Genomic DNA, 21,059 nt, shown 5'->3' with positions numbered 1-21,059 from the left:
ACGTGCTGTTGGACCTCCGTGTGGTGACCGCGGCCACGGTCAGTCCCCCGCGCGCAGCAGCAGCGCCGAGGTCGGCACCCCCTCGCCCGCCGTCACCAGGCACGTCGTCGCCCCCGGCACCTGAGCGGTGCTGGTGCCGCGGAGCTGTTTCACTCCCTCGGTGATGAGGTTGAAGCCGTGCACGTACGCCTCGCTGAGGCCGCCGCCGCCCGTGTTGAGGGGCAGCCGGCCGCCGGTCTCCAGGGCGCCCTGCTCGGTGAACGCGCCGCCCTCGCCGCGCCCGCAGAAGCCGTAGCCCTCCAGGGAGAGCGGGACCAGGGCGGTGAACGCGTCGTAGATCTGCGCCACGTCGACGTCCTCGGGGGTCAGGTCGGCGTGCTTCCACAGGTGCCGGGCGGCGGCCCAGGCGGGTCCGGTGAGCGGGTCGTCGTTCCAGTAGTTGACCATGCCGTGGTGCTGGGCGGGCAGGCCCTGGGCGGCGGCGTGGATCAGCACCGGCCGGCGCCGGCAGTCCCTCGCCCGCTCGGCTCCGACCACCACGCACGCCAACGCCCCGTCCGTCTCCAGGCAGTTGTCGAAGAGGCAGAGCGGCTCGCTGATCCACCGGGACGTCATGTACATCTCGCGGGTCAGCGGCCGGTCGTACATCATCGCGTCCGGGTTCTGGTTGGCCCGGTTGCGGCAGGCGAGCGCGACGTTGAAGAGGTGGTCGCGGGTGGCGCCGTACTCGTGCAGATAGCGCCGGGTCAGCATGGCGATCTCGTCGACGGGTCTGAGCAGCCCGAAGGGGCGCGTCCACTGGGCGGGCGTGGGGAGTTGGCGGACGGTGTCGGTCCAGGGGCGGGCGCCGCTGCCGCGTTTGCGGGAGCGCCAGGCGACGCCGACACTGGCCTGCCCGCTCGCTATCGCGGCGGCGAGCTGCGCGACCGTCGCGCACGAACCGCCGCCGCCGTAGCCGATCCTGCCGAACCAGGTGAGGTCGCCGAACCCCACCGCCTTGGCCAGCTCGACCTCGTCGGTCTCCTCCATCGTGTAGGAGGCGAGCGCGTCGACCTCGCCCGGCGCGATCCCGGCGTCGTCGAGGGCGGCGAGCACCGCGCGGCAGGCGAGGGTGCGTTCGTCCTCGGGGAGGTGTCTGGCGAAGGCGGTCTGTCCGATGCCGACGACGGCGGTCGCGTCCTTGATGCCCGCTGCGGCCATGCTGTGCCCACCTCCGTGCCGTGCACCGTGTGCTGACAGGTCGTCAGGCTACAGCTAATCTGATGGTCCGTCAGCTACGGGTGTGCGGAGGGCTGGAGGCCGGTCGTGCGTGGTGACGTGGAGTGGGGCAGCATCCCCGGACTGGTCCGCGCGGCGGCCGAGCGGTACGCCGACACCGAGGCGGTCGTCGAGGGAAGGACCCGGATCTCCTACGGCGAACTCGGCGCCCGCGTCGAGCGCGCGGCGGCGGCCTGCGTCGCCCACGGCCTCGCGCCGGGCGACCGGGTCGCGGTCTGGGCGCCCAACTCGCTCGACTGGATCGTCGCCGCGCTCGGCGCGGTCTCGGCCGGTGCGGTCCTGGTGCCGCTCAACACCCGCTTCAAGGGCGCCGAGGCGGCCTACGCGCTGCGCGCGAGCCGGGCCAGGCTGCTGTTCGTGACGGGGGCGTTCCTGGGCACCTCGTACGTGGCGGCGCTGCGCCGCGCGGCCGGTGCGGGGCCCGGCCGGGGGCCGTTGCCGGGACTGCCCGAGCTGCGCGAGGTGGTGGTGCTGTCGGGGGACGCGCCCGCCGGTTTCCGCACCTGGCAGGAGTTCCTGGCCGGCGGCGGCACGGTCGCGGCGGGCGAGGTGCGGGCGCGGGCGGCGGCGGTGCGCGGCGACCGGCCGTCGGACCTCGTCTTCACCTCGGGGACCACCGGCCGCCCCAAGGGCGTGGCGATCACCCACGCGCAGACGCTGCGGGCGTACGAGATCTGGAGCGACCTCGCGGGGCTGCGCCGCGGCGACCGCTATCTGATCGTCAACCCGTTCTTCCACACCTTCGGCTACAAGGCGGGCGTCCTGGCCTGCCTCATGCGGGGCGCGACGATGATCCCGCAGCCGGTCTTCGACGTCGACGCCGTGCTCGCGAACATCGCGGCGGAGCGGGTGTCGGTGCTGCCGGGACCGCCGACCCTGCACCAGTCGCTCCTCGACCACCCGGCGAGGCAGGCGCACGACCTGTCGGCGCTGCGCCTGGTGGTGACCGGCGCGGCCGTGGTCCCGCTGCGTCTCGTGGAGCGGCTGCGCGGCGAACTCGGCGTCGGCACGGTCCTGACGGCCTACGGCCTCTCCGAGGCGAGCGGCATCGTCACGATGTGCCGCAGGGGCGATCCGCCGGAGGTCGTGGCGTCGACGTCGGGCCGCGCCATCCCGGGCACCGAGGTACAAGTCGTCGACCCGGAGGGCACCCCGCTGCCGCCCGGCCGCCCCGGCGAGGTGCTGGTGCGGGGCTTCAACGTGATGCGGGGTTACGAAGGAGGGGACGGCGGGGACGGCGGCGACGGCGAGGCGGCCGAGGGGGCGGCGGCGGACGCCGTCAGCGGTGACGGCTGGCTGCGCACCGGGGACGTGGGCATCCTGGACCCGGCGGGCAACCTCCGGATCACCGACCGGATCAAGGACATGTTCATCGTCGGCGGCTTCAACGCGTACCCGGCGGAGATCGAGCAACTCCTCGGCCTGCACCCGGACGTGGCGGACATCGCGGTCGTCGGGGTGCCCGACGACCGGCTCGGCGAGGTCGGCAGGGCGTACGTGGTGCGCAGGCCGGGCGCGCGCAGCACGGCGGACGACCTGATCGCCTGGTCGCGCCGCGAGATGGCCAACTACAAGGTGCCCCGGCAGGTGGAGTTCGTGGCCCGGCTGCCGCGCAACGCGAGCGGCAAGGTCGTCAAGGGCGAGCTGCGCGGGCGCGGCGGCCTGTGACGCACCACGGCCGCGACAGCTCCCCTCCGGGCTGTCGCGGCCGGTCGTCCCCCGACGACGTGCTGGTCACCTGGTCGGCTTGAACGGCTCCGACGTGGCATGCAGGTCCTCCGTCTCCACCTGCTCCTCGGCGTCCGGCTTCGGCACGGCGTGCAGGCCGAGCGCGGCCGGCTCCGACGTGGCGTGCAGGTCCTTCGACTCGACGGCGGCCTTGGCCGCGGCGGCGTCGGCGGACTTGTCGGTGGCGTGCAGATCCTGGGGCTCGATCGTCTCGCTCATGGGTCAACTCCCCTTGAATTCGTCCAGGGGGCCGGTGGGACAGCACCCGCCTGGTCACTCCCCCGGGGGTGACCAGGCGGGCCTTTCGGGCCGTTCACCGCCTGCGTGCGCGTGACGTCCCTGCGGCGATCCGTCTGCCCCCCGACGCGACGGATCGACTGGGAAAAGCATGCCTCACGTGCATAAACGAATGATGAACGCCCCCCACGGGACGGTCACCTGCTCCCCGCCCGACCCCCTGGGACTCCACGGCGGATCGCCGCCCGCGCCCCCGGGCGGCTGCCGTCAGGCCGCGCGCGCAGGGGCCAACAGGGCCCGCACCTGGGCGAGTTCGGGTGAGCCCAGCTCCTCGTAGATGCGGGCCGCGTCCTGCCAGCACACCTGCGCCCGCCCGGTCTGCCCGATCAGCGCGAGCGCCCGGCCGAGCACCGTCAGGACGTTGCCGCGCCGCCACGCGCCGCCGATCCCGCGCAGCACGGTCAGCGCCATCTCCGCGTTGGACGCCGCCTGCGCGGGGCGCCTGGCCGCCAGGTCGACCTCGGCGAGCCGGAACAGGCTCATCCCCTCCCACAGCCGCTGCCTGCTGTCCCGGAACACCTCCAGCGCCTCCTGGAGCCGGTCGGCCGCCGCCGTCAGCTCGCCGCTCTGGGTGAGCGCGAGCCCGAGCGCGTAGCGGGCGTTGGCGCCGCGCAGGGCGTTGTCCATCGCGTCGTAGACGGAGATGCCCTGCCGGGCCAGCGCGACGGCGCTCGCCGTGCGGCCGGTGGCGAGGTGGATGCGGGAGAGGTTGCACAGGGCGCTGGCCTCGCCGGGTCGGTCGCCGAGGGTGCGGAAGTGCTCGATGGCGCCGGAGAGGTGCTCCTCGCCGTCGTCGTGCCGGTTCTGGTAGAGCGCGATGATGCCGCGCGCGTTGCGGGTCCAGCACACCGGCAGCAGGTCGTCGGCGGCGAGGGCGAGCCGGGTGGCGCGCTCCGCGTCCCGGTCGGCCTGCTCGAACCGGCCGCTGACATGGCGGACGTTGACGAGGGTGGTGAGGGCGCGGGCCTCGGCGCGCGGGTCGCCCGCCAGGCGCGCGGCCTCCACCAGGGCCTCGGCGGTGGCCTCGTACGCCCGCGCGTTGGCGCCCGACTCGGAGAGGTCGTGCGCCGCCCACAGCAGGTCGACGGCGCGGGTCAGACCGCCGGTCCTGGTGGCGCACTGCCGGACGCAGGCCAGCAGGCAGATCGCCTCCGCGTACAGCCAGTCCTGCGCCGAGTGCCGGTCGGTGAAGGCGAGCCCGGGGTGGTCGGCGGGCGCCAGGTGGTCCACCAGGCGGTCGCCGGGCCGCTCGATCGCGTAGACGGCGGCGGCGCTCGCCAGATAGAAGCCGAGGAGCCGGGAGAGCGCGGCGGCCGGCTCGTCGGGCGGCCACTCGTCGCGTTCGGCGCACGCACGCGCGTAGAGCCTGACCAGGTCGTGGTACCGGTAGCGGCCGGGCGCCGCCGACTCCAGGAGCGAGGTGTCGACGAGCGCTTCGAGGAGGTCCTCGGTCTCCTCGTCCGGCAGATCGAGGACGGCGGCCGCGGCGGCCAGCGAGATGTCCGGGCCGTCGGCGAGCCCCAGCAGCCGGAACGCGCGCGCCTGCGCGGGCTCCAACTGCCCGTAGCCCAGCTCGAAGGTGGCCTTGACGGCGAGGTCGCCGGCCTGCAACTCGTCCAGGCGGCGGCGCTCGTCGGCGAGCTTGGCCGCCAGCACCGAGACGGTCCAGGTCCGCCTCGCGGCCAGCCTGGACGCGGCGATCCGGATCGCCAACGGCAGGAAACCGCAGGCCGCGACGGTGTCCAGGGCCGCTTCCCGCTCGGCGGCCACCCGTTCCGCGCCGACGATCTTCGTGAAGAGGGCCAGCGCCTCGTCGGGGGACATCACGTCCAGGTCGACCAGGTGGGCGCCCGCGAGGTCGACCATCCGCACCCGGGAGGTGACGAGCGCGGCGCAGCCGTCGGTGCCCGGCAGCAGCGGCCGCACCTGCGCCGCGTCCCGCGCGTTGTCCAGGAGCACCAGCACCCGGCGCCCGTCCAGGGTCGAGCGGTACAGGGCGGCCCGGTCGTCGAGGGAGTCGGGGATCGCGGTGTCGGGGGTGCCGAGGGCGCGCAGGAAGGAGCCGAGGACGGCCTCCGGCTCGGCGGAGCGGCCCCCGGCGCCCTGGAGGTCGACGTAGAGCTGGCCGTCGGGGAAGGCGGCCCTGGTCCGGTGGGCGACATGCACGGCGAGGGTGGTCTTGCCGACGCCGCCGATGCCCGCGAGGGCCGACACCGCCATCACCCGGCCCTCCACCGACGTCAGCATCTGCGCCAGCTCCCGCACATGGGCGTCCCGTCCGGTGAAGTCGGGCACGTTCGCCGGGAGTTGCGCGGGCCGGGTCGGGGCGGGCGGCGGAGCGGCGCGGGGCGTGGGCGGGTCGGCGAGGTCCGGGTCGGCGCGCAGGATGCGCTGCTGCAGCTCCCTGAGCCCCGGGCGCGGGTCGACGCCCAGCTCCTCGGCGAGCAGCCGCCGGGTGTCCGTGTACACGGCGAGCGCCTCGGCCTGCCGTCCGCTGCGGTACAGGGCCAGCATCAGCAGCTCGCGCGGGCGTTCGCGCAGCGGGTGCTCGGCGGTGAGCGCGGTCAGCTCCGAGACCGCCTCGGCGTGGAAGCCCTGTTCGAGGTCCATGTCGAGCCGGGTCTCCAGGAGTTGGAGCCGCCACTCCTCGAGGCGGACCCGCTGCGCCTCCGCGTACGGTCCGGGCACTCCGGCGAGTGCCTCGCCGTCCCAGAGCGCGAGCGCCCGGCCGAGCGCCTGCCTGGCCCGGTGCAGATCGCCCGCGCCGCGCGCCTTCTCCGCCCCGGCGGCGAGGTCCTGGGCGACGGTCAGGTCGAGCGCGCCGTCACCGAGGCCGCGCACCGCGTAGCCGCCGGACTCGCTGACCAGGACGTCGGGTCCGAGCGCCTTGCGCAGTCTGGAGGCGTAGGTGCGCACCGCGGCCAGCGCCTGCGAGGGCGACTCCTCGCCCCACAGGGCGTCGATCAGTTCGGCCGAGGTCGCGGTGCGGCCCTCACGCAGCAACAGCGCGGCGAGCAGGGCGCGTTGCTGCGGCGATCCGGTGTTCAGCTGTTCCCCGTCGCGCCAGGCGCGTACCGGCCCGAGCACCCCGAAGCCGGTCGCAGCGGTCGGGGCCGACGGGCCTGGACGCCTCTGCTCGGGTACGCGCGGTACCTCTGGCTCCCGCGGTACGTCCATCGCCGTCCCCCTAAACACTGTGAGCAACTCCGCCAGTTTGCCTTGTCCGCGGGAGATGCGTCAGCTCTGGAGAGCGCAATCACACGCGGGCCCGCGGGATGTCACCAACCCCTCACACGGTCCGCGCCTGGCGGGTGGGGAGCGGGCCGTCCGCGTAGCTGACGGGTCGTCAGATCGGCGCTACCGTGAAGGCCATGGACACCGACGCCGCGTTTCCGCTGATCATCTCCGTCGACGACCACACGGTGGAGCCCCCGACCGTGTGGCAGGACCGGCTGCCGAGGAAGTACCTGGACACCGGTCCGCGGATCGTCCGCGCCCCGCTGAAGGACATGACGTTCCTCGGCGGCCGGTTCAAGCCGGTGATGGGGCGCCCGGGAGACGAGGGGCCGGTCGGCGACTGGTGGGTCTACGAGGACCTGCACCGCCCGCTCACCCGCCTCGACACCGCCGTCGGCTACGACCGGGACGAGATCCGCCTGGAGGTCATCACCTACGAGCAGATGCGGCCGGGCTCCTTCGACGTGAAGCGGCGGCTGGCCGACATGGACGTCAACCACGTGCAGTCCGCCCTCTGCTTCCCGACCTTCCCGCGCTTCTGCGGCCAGACCTTCACCGAGGCCGCCGACCGGGAGCTGGGGCTGCTGTCGGTGCGCGCCTACAACGACTGGATGGTCGAGGAGTGGTGCGGGCCCGACGCCCGCGGACGGCTGATCCCGCTCACCCTCATCCCGCTCTGGGACGCCGAGTCGGCCGCCGCCGAGGTCCGCCGCAACGCGGCCCGCGGGGTGCGCGCGGTCGCCTTCTCCGAGATACCCCCGCACCTCGGGCTGCCCTCCGTGCACACCGACGACTGGGACCCCTTCCTCGCCGCCTGCGACGAGACCGGCACGGTCGTCGCCATGCACATCGGCTCCAGCAGCCGGATGCCGTCCACCTCCGAGGACGCGCCCCCCGCGGTCGGCTCCACCATCACCTTCGCCAACTGCTGCTTCTCCATGGTCGACTGGCTGATGAGCGGCAAGTTCGAGCGCTTCCCGAACCTCAAGGTGATGTACGCCGAGGGCCAGATCGGCTGGATCCCCTACATCCTGGAACGCGCCGACGTGGTCTGGGAGGAGAACCGCGGCTGGGGCGGGGTCGCCGACAAGGTCCACCGCCCGCCGTCCGAGCTGTTCGCCGACCATGTGTACGGCTGCTTCTTCGACGACGCGTTCGGCCTGCGCAACCTCGACGCGATCGGCGTCGGCAACGTCCTGTACGAGACCGACTACCCGCACTCCGACTCCACCTGGCCCAGGTCACGCGAGGTCGGCGAGGCGCAGATGGGCCACCTGGCGCCCGACGTGGTGGAGCGCATCGTGCGCGGCAACGCGATCGACCTGCTCGGGCTCACCCCCGAGGGGCTGTGGCGGTGAGCGCGCCGGCGTACGGCATCCAGTTGCCCGTCCAGTCGCAGAGCGCCCTGTACGCGGAGCCGTGGGAGGCGTCGGCCGGTCCCGAGGACCTCGCGGAGATCGCCCGCGCCGCCGACCGGTCCGGCTTCGACTACGTCGCCTGCTGCGACCACGTGGCGATCCCGCGCCGCCTCGCCGCCGCGATGAGCACCGTCTGGTACGACCCCGTCGCCACCCTCGGCTACCTGGCCGGGGTGACCGGACGGGTCAGGCTGCTCAGCCATGTCGCCGTGGTCGGCCTGCGCCACCCACTGCTCACCGCCAAGCAGTACGCCACCCTCGACCACCTCAGCGGCGGCCGGCTGGTCCTCGGGGTCGGCGCCGGGCACGTCCGGGAGGAGTTCGACGCGCTCGGCGCGGACTTCGCGCGGCGCGGTCAGGTCCTCGACGAGTGCGTGGACGCCCTGCGCGCCGCCCTCGGCCCCGAGGAGTTCCCCGAACACCACGGCGAGCACTACGACTTCGAGGGCCTGGGCCAGCGCCCCCGGCCCGCCCAGAGCCGGGTCCCGCTCTGGGTCGGCGGCTCCTCGCCCGCGGCCGTCCGCCGGGCCGCCCTCAAGGGCGACGGCTGGCTCCCGCAGGGCGACCCCCGCGACCGGCTGCCGGCCCAGCTCGCCCGCATCCGCGAGCTGCGCGAACGGGCGGGCGTCGAGGGGCCGTTCACCACCGGCGCGATCACCGAGCCGCTGTACGTCGGCACCCCGGCGCACGACGTCGGCCGGCGCACGCTCAGCGGCCCGCCGCAGGCGCTCGCCGCCTCCCTGCGCGCCTACCGGGAGATGGGCGTCGACCAGATCCAGGTGCGCTTCCGCAGCCGCGGGCGGGCCGAACTCATCGACCAGATGGCCGCGTTCGGCGCCGACGTGGCCCCCCACCTCTAGGAGTCAGGCATGGGCAAGCTGGACGGCCGCGTGGTGCTCGTCACCGGCGCGGCACGCGGGCAGGGCGAGCAGGAGGCCCGCCTCTTCCGGGCGGAGGGCGCCGACGTCGTCGTCGCCGACGTCCTCGACGACCAGGGGCGGGCGCTGGCCGAGGAGCTGGACGCGCTGTACGTCCACCTCGACGTGGGGGAGGAGGACGACTGGCGGGCGGCGGTCGACACCGCCAGGGAGCGGTACGGCCACCTCGACGGGCTCGTCAACAACGCGGGCATCCTGCGCTTCAACGCCCTCGTGGACACCCCGCTCGACGAGTTCATGCGGGTGGTGCGGGTCAACCAGGTCGGCTGCTTCCTCGGCATCAGGACCGTCGCGCCCGCCCTTGAGGACGGCGCCACCATCGTCAACACCGCGTCCTACACGGCCGTCACCGGCATGGCCGCGGTGGGCGCGTACGCCGCGACCAAACACGCGATCCTCGGGCTGACCCGGGTGGCCGCGCTGGAGCTGGCGCACCGGCGGATCCGGGTCAACGCGGTCTGCCCCGGCGCGATCGACACGGCGATGTCCAACCCGGCCAGGCTCGACCCGGACGCGGACCCCGAGGAGATGGGCCGGGCGCTGGAGGAGCTGTACCGCAAGCTCGTGCCGCTCGGCCGGGTCGGACGGCCCGAGGAGGTGGCGAGGCTCGCGCTGTTCCTCACCGCCGAGGACTCCTCGTACGTCACCGGGCAGCCGTTCGTCATCGACGGCGGCTGGCTGGCCGGCGTCTCGATCTTGTGAACCCATAGCTGACCGCCCATCAGGTATTGACGGTGCATGCGGCCGGTGCCACAGTCGGGCGGCAGACCGTATCTGACGGAGCGTCAGAAACTGCGGACGACAGGGGACGGTGAACCTCCTTGGAATTCGGGCTCTTTGTACAGGGATACGTGGGCAAGCGCGCCGAGACCGACCCGCTCGCCGAGCACAAGGCGCTGATGGAGGAGACCGAGTACGTCATCCAGGCGGACCGCTCGGGCTTCAAGTACGCGTGGGCGTCCGAGCACCACTTCCTGGAGGAGTACTCGCACCTCTCCGCCAACGACGTCTACCTCGGCTACCTCGCCCACGCCACCGAACGCATCCACCTCGGCTCCGGGATCTTCAACCCGCTGGCCCAGGTCAACCACCCGGTGAAGGTCGCAGAGAAGGTCGCCATGCTCGACCATCTCACCGGCAACCGCTTCGAGTTCGGCAGCGGACGCGGCGCCGGCTCCCACGAGATCCTCGGGTTCCTGCCGGGCATCACCGACATGAACCACACGAAGGAGATCTGGGAGGAGACCATCGCGGAGTTCCCCAAGATGTGGCTCCAGGACGAGTACGTCGGCTTCCAGGGCACCCACTGGCAGCTCCCGCCGCGCAAGATCCTGCCCAAGCCGTACGGGAAGTCGCACCCGGCGATGTGGTACGCGGCCGGGTCGCCGCCGTCGTACGCGATGGCCGCGCGCAAGGGGCTCGGCGTGCTCGGCTTCAGCATCCAGAAGGTCTCCGACATGGAGTGGGTGCTCGACCAGTACAAGAGCGCCATCGTGAACGCCGAACCCATCGGCGACTTCGTCAACGACAACGTGATGGTGACGACGACGGCGATCTGCGCGCCGACCCACGACGAGGCCATCGCGACCGCCGTCGCGGGCGGCCTGCACTACCTGCCGTCGCTCGTCTTCCGCTACCACGACACCTTCCCCAGGCCCGAGGGGTTCCCCGAGTGGCCGGAGACGCTGCCGCAGTACACGCCCGAGTTCGTGGAGCTGCTCATCGAGGAGGAGCTGCTGATCTGCGGCGACCCGGACGAGGTGCTCACCCAGTGCAAGCGGTGGGAGCAGGCGGGCGCGGACCAGCTGAGCTTCGGGCTGCCGGTGGGGGTGCCGAAGGAGGAGACGCTGCGGACGATCCGGCTGATCGGCGAGCACGTGATTCCGAAGATCGACACGGACCCCGTCCACCGGACCTCGCGGTTCCGCGCGGCGGTGTAGGCGCGCCGGGTTCCGTCCCCAGGGTCAGCCCGGCCGCGGGGTGCCGGTGCGGCACGGTCGCTCGTGCCGTACCCCGCGGCCCCTTCGGAGCGTGTCCGCCGTCTGCCGGTCAGGAGGTTTCCGGATGTTTGATCATGTGATTGCCGGGGTCACCGTCGTCGACGGGACCGGAGGGCCCGCCTTCGTCGCCGATGTCGGGACGCGCGGCGGGCGCATCGCGAGGATCGGGACGATCGGGGCCGACGAGGAGTCCCGGAGCCGGGAGGACGGCACCGGGCTCATGCTCGCCCCCGGGTTCGTCGACCCGCACACCCACTACGACGCCCAGCTGTTCTGGGACCCGTACGCCACCCCGTCCCTCAACCACGGGGTGACCACCGTCGCCGCGGGCAACTGCGGCTTCACCCTCGCGCCCCTGAACCCCGACCGCCCCGAGGACGCCGACTACACCCGCCGCATGATGTCCAAGGTCGAGGGCATGTCGCTGGTCGCCCTCGAAGAGGGGGCGCCCTGGAACTGGCACGGCTTCGGGGAGTACCTCGACGCCCTGGAGGGGCGCATCGCCGTCAACGCCGGCTTCATGGTGGGGCACTGCGCGCTGCGCCGGTACGTGATGGGCGCCGACGCCGTCGGCGGACAGCCGAGCGACGAGCAACTCGACCAGATGCTGCGGCTGTTGCACGCGGCCATGGACGCGGGCGCCTGGGGCTTCTCCACCACCCAGTCGAGCACCCACACCGACGGCGACGGACAGCCCGTCGCCTCCCGGCACGCCAGGCCCGCCGAACTCCTCGCGCTGGCACGGGCGGTGGGCGAGCACGAGGGCACCCAGATCGAGGCGATCACGGCCGGCTGCCTCGACCAGTTCAGCGACGCCGAGATCGACCTGTTCGCCGAGCTGAGCGCGGTCGCCGGACGCCCGCTGAACTGGAACGTCCTGACCGTCGACGCCGCCGTACCCGAACGCGTCCCCCGGCAGCTGTACGCGAGCGAACGGGCCAGGAAGGCGGGCGGCAGGGTCGTCGCCCTCACCATGCCGATCCTCACCCCCATGAACATGTCCCTCGGCACCTTCTGCGCCCTGAACCTGATCCCCGGGTGGGGGCCGATCCTCGCGCTGCCGGTGCCCGAGCGCATCGCCAGGCTGCGCGACCCCGAGGTGCGGGCCGAGATGCTGCGCCGGGCCGACTCCAAGGAGGCGGGCGTCTTCCGGCGGCTCGCGCACTTCGGCCGGTACGTCATCGGCGACACCTACAGCGACGCCAACCGCGGGCTGTCCGGCCGGGTCGTCGAGGACATCGCCGCCGAACGCGGCCAGGACCCCTTCGCCTGCCTGGTCGAGATCTGCGCCGCCGACCGGCTGCGCACCGTGCTGTGGCCCATGCCCACCGACAACGACCCCGCCTCCTGGGCGCTGCGCGCCGAGACCTGGCGCCACGAGGACGTCCTGCTCGGCGGCTCCGACGCGGGCGCCCACCTCGACCGGATGTGCGGGGCGCCGTACACCACCCGCTTCCTCGGGGACTGCCTGCGCGGGCGCCGGCTGGTCGGCGTCGAACAGGCCGTGAAGATGCTCACCGACGACCCCGCCCAACTGTTCGGACTGCGCGAACGGGGCCGGATCGAGGCCGGGTTCCACGCCGACCTGGTGCTGTTCGACCCGGAGCGGATCGACGCGGGCCAGGCCACCCTGGTGCACGACCTGCCCGGCGACAGCCCCCGCCTGGACGCCAGGGCGCTCGGCGTGCGGGCCGTCTGGGTCAACGGCGTCGAGGCCATCCGCGACGACGCGGTCAGCGGCGCGGTGCCCGGCCGGGTGCTGCGCTCGGGGCGGGACACCAGGACGGTGAGCACCCGGTGACCGAGCCACCGCAGCGCCTCTTCGTCGGCGGCGCCTGGACCGAGCCCGACGGCGGCTTCTACGACGTCGTCGACCCGGCGACCGAACGGACCGTGGGCCTCGCCCCCGAGGCGTCGCCCGCGCAGGCGCGCGCCGCCTGCGCCGCCGCCAAGGAGGCGTTCGGGCCCTGGTCGCGGACCCCGCCCGAGGAGCGGGCCGCCGTCCTCGGCCGGGCCGCCGACCTGATCCGCGCCCAGGCCGGCCCGTACGCCGACCTCGCCGCCGCGGAGACCGGCGCCACCCTCGCCACCGCGCGCGGCATGCAGGTCGCGGTGGCCGCCGCCCGGTTCCGGCGCTACGCGCGGGTGGAGCGCCACGAGTGGGCGATCGAGCCGCAGATCAACGAGGCGGGCCCGATGGGCCGGGCCGGGGTGCTCGGCGCGCTCGCCGCCCGCCGTCCGGTCGGCGTCGTCACCTGCGTCACCTCGTACAACAACCCGTGGGCCAACCCGGCGGGCAAGGTCGCGCCCGCGCTCGCCATGGGCAACACGGTGGTGGTGAAACCGGCGCCGCAGGACCCGCTGTCGGTGTACCGGATGGCGGCGGCCCTGGAGGCGGCCGGGGCGCCGCCCGGGGTCGTGAACGTCGTCTCCGGGCGGGACGTCGCCGTCGGCGAGGCGGCCGTCGCCTCGGCGGACGTCGACATGGTGAGCTTCACCGGCTCCACCGCCGTCGGACAGCGCATCGCGGAGGTGTGCGGGCGGTCGATGAAACGCCAGCTGATGGAGCTGGGCGGCAAGGGCGCGGCCGTCGTCCACGACGACGCCGACCTCGCGTCGGCGGTGGCCGGCATCGGCACCACCTTCTCCTTCTACAGCGGCCAGATCTGCACGGCCCCCACCCGGGTGCTCGCCCAGCGCGCCGTCCACGACCAGCTGGTGGAGCAACTGGCCGCCTACGCGAGCCGGTTGAAGGTGGGCGACCCGAGGGAGCGGGACACGGTCGTCGGGCCGGTCATCTCCGCCGCCCACCGCGACCGCGTCGAGGCGTACGTCGAACTCGGCCGCGAGGAAGGCGCGACGGTCGTCACCGGCGGCGAACGGCCTCCCCACGCGAGCGGGTTCTATGTGGCGCCCACCCTGCTGGCCGGCTGCACCAACGACATGCGGGTGGCCCGCGAGGAGATCTTCGGCCCGGTCGTGGTCGTCATCCCCTTCGACGACGACGAGGAGGGCGTCGCCCTCGCCAACGACAGCGACTACGGCCTGATCGACTACGTCTGGTCCGGCGACGTCGCCCGCGCCTTCCGCACCGCCCGCCGCCTGCGGGCCGGCGGGGTCGGCGTCAACACCGTGGGCCGCAACATGGAGGCGCCCTTCGGCGGCTTCAAGCGCAGCGGCGTCGGCCGGGACGTGGGCTCCTACGCCCTGCACGCCTACGGGGAGGTCCAGTCGATCGTCTGGCCCGGCTGACCCGACCTGCCGGGTTTTCCCCGACCCCGGTCAGGGGACGACGTCTGTGCCCGTTCATGACCTTCCGCGCCGGTGCGCGCGGACGGGGCGGGCGCTTCGCCGAGCGACGACGGGGGACGGTGGCCGATGCGGATCGTGACCTGGAATCTGTGGTGGCGTTTCGGCCCGTGGGAGGAGCGGCAGAAAGCCGTCCTCACGGTCCTGCGCGAGCTGCGCCCCGACGTCGTCGGCCTCCAGGAGGTGTGGTCGGCGGACGGCGTCAACCTCGCCGAGTGGCTCGCCGACGAACTCGGCCTGCACTGGACCTGGGCCGCCTCCGACGCCTCCGAGCGCTGGCAGCGCCGGATAGGGCGCGGCGGCGTGGAGGTAGGCAACGCGGTGCTCAGCCGCTGGCCGGTCACCGACCGCGCGGTGCTCAGGCTCCCCGCCCCGGCGGACCTCGACGACGGCAGGCTCGCCCTGTACGCCCGCCTCGACGCCCCTGGCGCCCCGGTGCCGTTCTTCACCGCGCACCTCACCTCGCCGCCGCACGCCTCGGCCGTCCGCCGCGACCAGGTCGCCGCCCTCGCCGCCTTCGTCGCCGCCCACCGGGACGGCACCGGCTTCCCGCCCGTCGTCACCGGCGACTTCAACGCCCCGCCGGACTCCGACGAGATCCGCCTCTTCGGCGGTGTGCGCACCGCGCCCGCCGTGCCCGGCCAGGTCTTCTTCGACGCCTGGGAGTACGCGGACCCGACGGCGCCCGCCGCGACCTGGGACCACGACAACCCGTACGTCCACCCCGGCCTCGGCCCCAGCGCCCGCATCGACTACATCCACGTCGGCGGCCCGGCGGGCCCCGGCGGCCTCGGCACGGTCCTGCGGGTGCGCCGGGCGGGCCACGGCCCGGTCGACGGCGTCTGGCCCTCCGACCACACGGCGGTCGTCGCCGACCTGGGGACGACGGCACCGGAGCGGCGGCCCTGACGAGGGCCCGGCAGCTCGACGGGAATCGCCGGACGTCCCTAGCCTTCGCCCAGGAAGATCGGGTTGGTGAACGCGGCTGGTGCGCCCGGGAGTTGCGGGACCGCCTGCGGGTGGCGGACCTCCGCGCGCACGTACGCCGCGTAGGCCGCCGTCGTCCGCCACTCCAGGGTGCCCGCCCCGTCGGCGGGCAGCGGATCGCCGGTCAGCAGGACGCCCTCGTCGGTCACCAGGCGCGGGACGCAGCCGGGGGCGCCGCGGACGTCGAGGCGGACGGTGACCGGCGCGTCGGGCGCGACCGGGAGCCGTTCGCCGATGCCCGCGCGCAGGCCCCGGCCGCCGGTGGCGGTGAACGACAGGGAGACGTCCTTGGACTCGGCGACGTAGGAGCGGCCCGCGCGGATGCCGTCCTGGATCGCCCGCCGGGTCAGGTCGTCGGCGAGCACCACCGTCTGCGGCAGCCCCACCACGTCCGGGTCGCGGTGCGCGTCGCTGCCGCCCATCGCGGGCAGCCACTCCCGCCGTCCGCCGCGGGCCGCCGCGACGAGCAGGTTGTCCCACGCGGCGAGCGTCACCTCGTCGTCGGCGGTGAACGGGCCGTTCCACACCTCCACCGCGTCCGCCTCGCCGAAGCCGAACTTCCAGCCGCAGCCGACGCAGGTGGCGTGCGGATGGGCCGGCACCACCAGTCCGCCGGCCCGGCGGATCTGCCGCGCGAACGCCCCGAACCGGTGGTCGCGGGCCCGGTAGCGCCAGTCCACGAAGGTGCCGGGGTCGGTGCCGAGGGCCACCACATGGCCGTTGCGGGTGGTGATCTCCTCACCGAGCAGGATCAGCAGGTCCTCGCCCGCCGCGTCGGCCCAGTGCGGGTGCGCCGCGTGCGTGTTGTGGTCGGAGGAGTTGATGAAGTCGAGCCCGGCGGCACGGGCCAGGGCCGCGATCTCGGCCGGGGTGCGGCGGCCGTCGGAGTACCAGGAGTGCAGATGGCAGTCGCCCCGGTACCAGGCGCGCCCCCGGCCGCCGGCCCGCTCGGGCGGGTAGCGCGGCGACGGGGTGGTGCCGGGCTCGCCGTGTTCGAGGGTCACCGTCAGCTCGTACGCCAGGCCCTGCGGGGCGACCGTGTAGGGGCCGAGCGCGATGTGCCAGGTGCCGGCCCGCACCGGTCCCGGCAGATAGCCGGGCGTCGCGTCGTCGGCCCGGACGAGGAACTCCGTGCGGGCGCCGCCCGACCAGCCCCTGAACCCCCGGCCGCCGAGGGCGGTGCCGCGCTCGTCGAAGAGTCCGATGTCGAGGGCGTTGCCCGCGGTCCCGGCCGGTACCGCGGGCCGGTCGTAGCGGTAGGAGACCCTGAACTCCCGCACCCCGGTGGGGACTTCGACGGGCACATAGACGAAGTCCGGGGCTCCGGCGGGCAGGGTGCCGCGGATCGTGCGGGTCTGCCGGTCCCCGCCCGCGGCCGCGGCGAAGGTCACGCTCCCCGCGGTGAGGGCGGCGGCGGCACCCGTCACGAACAGCGCGCGCCGCCCGATGCCGCGGGCCGGGTCCTCGGGGGTGTCCTGGGCGTCGTCACACATGCGGGCCACCTTCCGGTACGGGGGTGAACTCCCGTCGTCAGAGAGGGGATCGGCGTGACGATAGGGCATGTACGCACCCCGGGCAGCCCTCTTTCACGCCAGCGCGACGCCGGCGATCCCGACCGGTCGGTATGGACATCTGGCCGGGGGAGCGGTAGAGAAGGGGCATGCGTATCGCCGTAACGATCTTCCTCACCGACGAGACGATCACTCCGACCCGGCTCGCCCGTGAGCTGGAACAGCGCGGTTTCGCGGGCCTCTATCTGCCCGAGCACACGCACATCCCCACCGAACGCACCTCCCCCTACCCGGCCGGCGGCGACCTGCCGCGCGAGTACGGCCGCACTCTCGACCCGTTCGTCGCCCTCGGCCAGGCCGCCGCCGTCACCGAACGCCTCGGCCTCGGCACCGGCATCACCCTGGTCGCCCAGCACGACGCGATCGACCTCGCCAAGCAGGTCGCCACCCTCGACCACCTCTCCGGCGGCCGGTTCACCCTCGGCCTCGGCTACGGCTGGAACGTCGAGGAGGCCGCCGACCACGGCGTCGCCTGGCGCGGCAGGCGGGAGCTGGTCCGCGACCGGATGGCGCTGATGCGCGCCCTGTGGAACGAGGAACCCACCGCCCACCAGGGCGAGTTCGGGAGCGTACGGGCCAGCTTCGCGCACCCCAAGCCCGCCCAGAAGCCGCGCGGTCCCGTGGTCGGCCCGCGCACCCTCGTCGGCGGCGCGGCCGGACCCCGCCTCTTCGCCCACATCTGCGAATACGCCGACGGCTGGCTGCCCATCGGCGGGCGCGGACTCGGCGAGTCACTGCCCGCGCTGCGCGCCGCCTGGGCCGACGCGGGCCGCGACCCGGCCGCCCTCCAGGTCGTCCCGTACGCCGTCTTCCCCACCGCGGGCAAGCTCGACCACTACGCGGGCCTCGGCATCGAGGAGGTCGTCGTACAGCTGCCGCCGGCCGGCGAGAGCGAGGTGCTGCGCGCCCTGGACGGGTACGCGGCCTTCCTGCCCGCTGCCAGGGGCACCGTGTAACGCCCGCCGCGCGGGGACGAATCGGACGGCGCCTGTCTGCGCAGTTCAGGGCGCTCGTATGCTCGAAGGATGACGACTTCCGCGACCTCCGGAACCGGCCCCACCGAGAACTCCATGCGTCGCGCCCTCAAACGAGCCAGGGACGGCGTGGCCCTCGACGCCACCGAGGCCGCCGTCCTGCTCCAGGCGCGCGGCGAGGCACTCGACGACCTCACCGCCTCCGCCGCCAGGGTGCGCGACGCGGGCCTCGAAGCGGCCGGCCGGCCCGGCGTCATCACCTACTCCAAGAGCGTCTTCATCCCCCTCACCCGGCTCTGCCGCGACAAGTGCCACTACTGCACCTTCGTCACCGTCCCCGGCAAGCTCCGCAGGGACGGGCACGGCATGTTCATGTCCCCCGACGAGGTCCTCGACATCGCCCGCAAGGGCGCGGCCCTCGGCTGCAAGGAAGCCCTCATCACCCTCGGCGACAAGCCTGAGGAGCGCTGGCCCGAGGCGCGCGAATGGCTCGACGCGCACGGCTACGACGACACCATCGCCTACGTCCGCGCCATCTCCGTCCGCATCCTGGAGGAGACCGGCCTGCTGCCGCACCTCAACCCCGGGGTGCTGTCCTGGACCGACTTCCAGCGGCTGAAGCCGGTCGCGCCGTCCATGGGCATGATGCTGGAGACGACCGCCACCCGCCTCTGGTCCGAGCCGGGCGGCCCGCACCACGGCTCCCCCGACAAGGAACCCGCCGTCCGGCTGCGGGTCCTGGAGGACGCGGGGCGCTCCTCCGTCCCCTTCACCTCCGGCATCCTGCTCGGCATCGGGGAGACGTACGAGGAGCGCGCCGACTCCCTGTTCGCGCTGCGCCGGGTGGCGCGCGCCTACCACGGCGTCCAGGAACTCATCATCCAGAACTTCCGCGCCAAGCCCGACACCGCGATGCGCGGCATGCCCGACGCCGAACTCGACGACCTGGTCGCCGCGGTGGCCGTCGCCCGGCTCATCATGGGCCCCGCCGCCTGCCTCCAGGCGCCGCCCAACCTGGTCGACTCCGAGTACGAGCGGCTCATCGGCGCGGGCATCGACGACTGGGGCGGGGTCTCCCCGCTCACCATCGACCACGTCAACCCCGAACGCCCCTGGCCGCAGATCGAGGAACTCACCGAACGCTCCCGCGCGGCCGGCTTCGAACTGCGCGAACGGCTCTGCGTCTACCCGGAGTTCGTGCGCCGGGGCGAGCCGTGGCTCGACCCGAGGCTGCGCCCGCACGTGGCCGCCCTCGCCGACCCGGAGACCGGGCTCGCCCGCCCGGACGCGGTGGTCGAGGGCCACCCGTGGCAGGAACCCGAGGAGGCGTTCGTCTCCTCGGGCCGCACCGACCTGCACACGTCCATCGACACCGAGGGCCGCACCGGCGACCGGCGCGACGACTTCGACGAGGTGTACGGCGACTGGGAGGCGCTGCGCGAGGCGGCCGTGCCCGGCATGGCGCCCGAGCGCATCGACACCGACGTCCGGGCCGCCCTCGCGACGGCGGCCGACGACCCGACGAAGCTGACGGACGCCGAGGCGCTCGCCCTGCTGCACGCGGACGGCCCGGCCCTCGACGCGCTGACCGGCATCGCGGACGACGTGCGCAGGGCGGCCGTCGGCGACGACGTCACGTACATCGTGACCCGCAACATCAACTTCACCAACGTCTGCTACACCGGCTGCCGGTTCTGCGCGTTCGCCCAGCGCCGCACCGACGCCGACGCCTACACCCTCTCCCTCGACCAGGTCGCCGACCGCGCCCAGCAGGCGTGGGAGGTCGGCGCGGTCGAGGTGTGCATGCAGGGCGGCATCCACCCGGACCTGCCGGGCACCGCCTACTTCGACATCGCGAAGGCCGTCAAGGAACGCGTCCCCGGCATGCACGTGCACGCGTTCTCGCCGATGGAGGTCGTCAACGGCGCGACCAGGACCGGCCTGTCGATCAGGGAGTGGCTGACGGCGGCCAAGGAGGCGGGCCTCGACTCGGTGCCCGGCACCGCGGCCGAGATCCTCGACGACGAGGTCCGCTGGATCCTCACCAAGGGCAAGCTGCCCGCCGCGACCTGGATCGAGGTCATCACGACCGCCCACGAGCTGGGCATCCGCTCGTCGTCCACGATGATGTACGGCCATGTCGACCAGCCCAGGCACTGGCTCGGCCATCTGCGCACGCTGGCCGGCATCCAGCAACGCACCGGCGGCTTCACGGAGTTCGTGACCCTGCCGTTCATCCACACCAACGCGCCCGTGTACCTCGCGGGCATCGCCAGGCCCGGCCCCACGATCAGGGACAACCGGGCGGTGACGGCGATGGCCCGCCTCCTGCTGCACCCCTGGATCCCCAACATCCAGACGAGCTGGGTGAAGCTCGGCACCGAGGGCGCGGCGGAGATGCTGCGCTCCGGCGCGAACGACCTGGGCGGCACGCTGATGGAGGAGACGATCTCCCGGATGGCGGGCTCCTCCTACGGCTCCTACAAGTCGGTGCGGGACCTGATCGCGGTGGCGGACGCGGCGGGACGCCCGGCGAAGCCCCGCACGACGCTGTACGGCGAGGTCTCCGAGGAGCGGCAGCGGGCCGCCGCCGCCTCCGACGGGCATCTGCCGGAACTTCTGCCCGTGCTGGAGTGAGTACGATGATCCGACCTCTGTTTGACGAGGACGTGTAGCTGAGGAGTTGCGTGCCCGTGCCAGCCCGACTGCCTTCGTGGGTCTGGGTCACCGGTCTGACCGTGGGAGCGGTCGCGGCGGTCGCCGCCCTGGCCGTACAGGCGGACCGGGGCCCGCACCCGGCCCCCACGGCCGCCGCGAGCCCGACCCCGCGCCCCAGCGTGTCGGCCCCGGCGTCCCCGAAGCCGACGCCGACGGTGGTGCCGGACGGCTCAGGGGTGGGCCGCAGGATCGTCTACTCGGTGGCGCAGCACCGCGTCTGGCTCGTCGACGCGAGCGACGCGGCCCGCCGCACCTTCGCGGTGTGGCCGGGCACGATCGCCCCCGACGCGGGCAGCTACACGGTCTCCCTGCGCAATCCGGGCGTGATCACCGGCTCGGACGGCGTGAAGATCGAGCACATCCTCTACTTCGGCAAGAAGGCGGGCGTGAACCTCGCCTTCTCCAACGCGGTGGACGGCTCGTCCCCGCCGCCGGCCCCGGCGGGCACCGGGACCGGCGGCATCCGCCTGCGCACGGCGGACGGGACGGCACTGTGGGCGTTCGGGACGACGGGCACGAAGGTGGCCGTGGTCGACTAGGACGACCGCCGTCCCGGCGCTCGACCAGCACGACCGCCGTCCTCCGGCGCCTGGACGGCGCGCGG

At 73.8% G+C, this 21,059-nt stretch carries 15 protein-coding genes; 11 read left to right on the top strand and 4 right to left on the bottom strand.

The genetic code is table 11. The annotated features are described in order from the left end of the window. Window positions 1-39: 39 nt before the first annotated feature. Window positions 40-1,200 (bottom strand): lipid-transfer protein, encoded by a 1,161-nt coding sequence (locus tag DDJ31_RS16860; protein ID WP_127179463.1) that lies wholly within the window; start codon window positions 1,198-1,200, stop codon window positions 40-42. 105 nt (window positions 1,201-1,305) lie between these two features. Between DDJ31_RS16860 and DDJ31_RS16855 the strand changes: the two genes are divergently transcribed. After that, on the top strand, window positions 1,306-2,946 hold the full coding sequence (locus DDJ31_RS16855) for a FadD3 family acyl-CoA ligase (RefSeq protein WP_127179464.1): 1,641 nt from the start codon (window positions 1,306-1,308) through the stop codon (window positions 2,944-2,946). A 66-nt stretch (window positions 2,947-3,012) separates the two neighbouring features. Here DDJ31_RS16855 and DDJ31_RS16850 read toward each other — a convergent pair whose 3' ends face one another. Beyond that, the gene (locus DDJ31_RS16850; protein ID WP_127179465.1) at window positions 3,013-3,225 is read right to left on the bottom strand and encodes a hypothetical protein; all 213 of its coding nucleotides are present in this window, start codon (window positions 3,223-3,225) and stop codon (window positions 3,013-3,015) included. A 285-nt stretch (window positions 3,226-3,510) separates the two neighbouring features. After that, window positions 3,511-6,480: an AfsR/SARP family transcriptional regulator gene (locus tag DDJ31_RS16845; protein ID WP_127179466.1), complete on the bottom strand. Its 2,970-nt coding sequence runs from the start codon at window positions 6,478-6,480 to the stop codon at window positions 3,511-3,513. Window positions 6,481-6,674: 194 nt separating this feature from the next. On the opposite strand from DDJ31_RS16845, the gene DDJ31_RS16840 reads away from it, so the two are divergent. The 7 genes from DDJ31_RS16840 (at window position 6,675) to DDJ31_RS16810 (ending at window position 15,114) form a co-directional block, all read left to right on the top strand. Next, the gene (locus tag DDJ31_RS16840; protein ID WP_127179467.1) at window positions 6,675-7,898 is read left to right on the top strand and encodes an amidohydrolase family protein; all 1,224 of its coding nucleotides are present in this window, start codon (window positions 6,675-6,677) and stop codon (window positions 7,896-7,898) included. After that, entirely contained in the window at window positions 7,895-8,818 is a 924-nt protein-coding gene (locus DDJ31_RS16835; protein ID WP_240678185.1) for an LLM class F420-dependent oxidoreductase, read from the top strand. Before DDJ31_RS16840 ends, DDJ31_RS16835 begins: the two co-directional genes overlap by 4 nt. Before the next feature lie 9 nt (window positions 8,819-8,827). After that, window positions 8,828-9,598, top strand: coding sequence for an SDR family NAD(P)-dependent oxidoreductase (locus DDJ31_RS16830; protein ID WP_127179469.1), 771 nt, complete (start codon window positions 8,828-8,830; stop codon window positions 9,596-9,598). Between the two features lie 119 nt (window positions 9,599-9,717). Next, on the top strand, window positions 9,718-10,836 hold the full coding sequence (locus DDJ31_RS16825) for an LLM class flavin-dependent oxidoreductase (protein WP_127179470.1): 1,119 nt from the start codon (window positions 9,718-9,720) through the stop codon (window positions 10,834-10,836). Between the two features lie 124 nt (window positions 10,837-10,960). Beyond that, entirely contained in the window at window positions 10,961-12,697 is a 1,737-nt protein-coding gene (locus DDJ31_RS16820; protein ID WP_127179471.1) for an N-acyl-D-amino-acid deacylase family protein, read from the top strand. Further along, window positions 12,694-14,148: an aldehyde dehydrogenase family protein gene (locus DDJ31_RS16815; protein WP_127179472.1), complete on the top strand. Its 1,455-nt coding sequence runs from the start codon at window positions 12,694-12,696 to the stop codon at window positions 14,146-14,148. The genes DDJ31_RS16820 and DDJ31_RS16815 overlap by 4 nt, the downstream gene beginning before the upstream one ends. A 126-nt stretch (window positions 14,149-14,274) precedes the next feature. Next, window positions 14,275-15,114, top strand: a complete 840-nt coding sequence (locus tag DDJ31_RS16810) for an endonuclease/exonuclease/phosphatase family protein (RefSeq protein WP_127179473.1) — start codon at window positions 14,275-14,277, stop codon at window positions 15,112-15,114. A gap of 38 nt (window positions 15,115-15,152) precedes the next feature. Here DDJ31_RS16810 and DDJ31_RS16805 read toward each other — a convergent pair whose 3' ends face one another. Then, window positions 15,153-16,685 carry a CehA/McbA family metallohydrolase gene (locus tag DDJ31_RS16805; protein ID WP_127179474.1) on the bottom strand — a complete coding sequence of 511 codons (1,533 nt, stop codon included), beginning with the start codon at window positions 16,683-16,685 and terminating at the stop codon, window positions 15,153-15,155. A gap of 167 nt (window positions 16,686-16,852) precedes the next feature. On the opposite strand from DDJ31_RS16805, the gene DDJ31_RS16800 reads away from it, so the two are divergent. The 3 genes from DDJ31_RS16800 to DDJ31_RS16790 all read left to right on the top strand — a co-directional run bounded on the left by DDJ31_RS16800 (window position 16,853) and on the right by DDJ31_RS16790 (window position 20,994). Beyond that, window positions 16,853-17,719 (top strand): TIGR03619 family F420-dependent LLM class oxidoreductase, encoded by an 867-nt coding sequence (locus tag DDJ31_RS16800; RefSeq protein ID WP_127179475.1) that lies wholly within the window; start codon window positions 16,853-16,855, stop codon window positions 17,717-17,719. Window positions 17,720-17,788: 69 nt separating this feature from the next. Further along, a complete protein-coding gene (locus tag DDJ31_RS16795) occupies window positions 17,789-20,374 on the top strand; it encodes a bifunctional FO biosynthesis protein CofGH (RefSeq protein ID WP_127179476.1) in 2,586 nt (861 codons plus the stop codon). 50 nt (window positions 20,375-20,424) lie between these two features. Next, complete coding sequence (locus DDJ31_RS16790; RefSeq protein ID WP_127179477.1) at window positions 20,425-20,994, top strand: hypothetical protein; 570 nt, start codon at window positions 20,425-20,427, stop codon at window positions 20,992-20,994. The last annotated feature ends 65 nt before the right edge of the window (window positions 20,995-21,059 follow it).

Source organism: Streptomyces griseoviridis, assembly GCF_005222485.1.
Lineage (GTDB): Bacteria > Actinomycetota > Actinomycetes > Streptomycetales > Streptomycetaceae > Streptomyces > Streptomyces hintoniae.
This window is presented reverse-complemented; position numbering and strand designations above follow the sequence as displayed.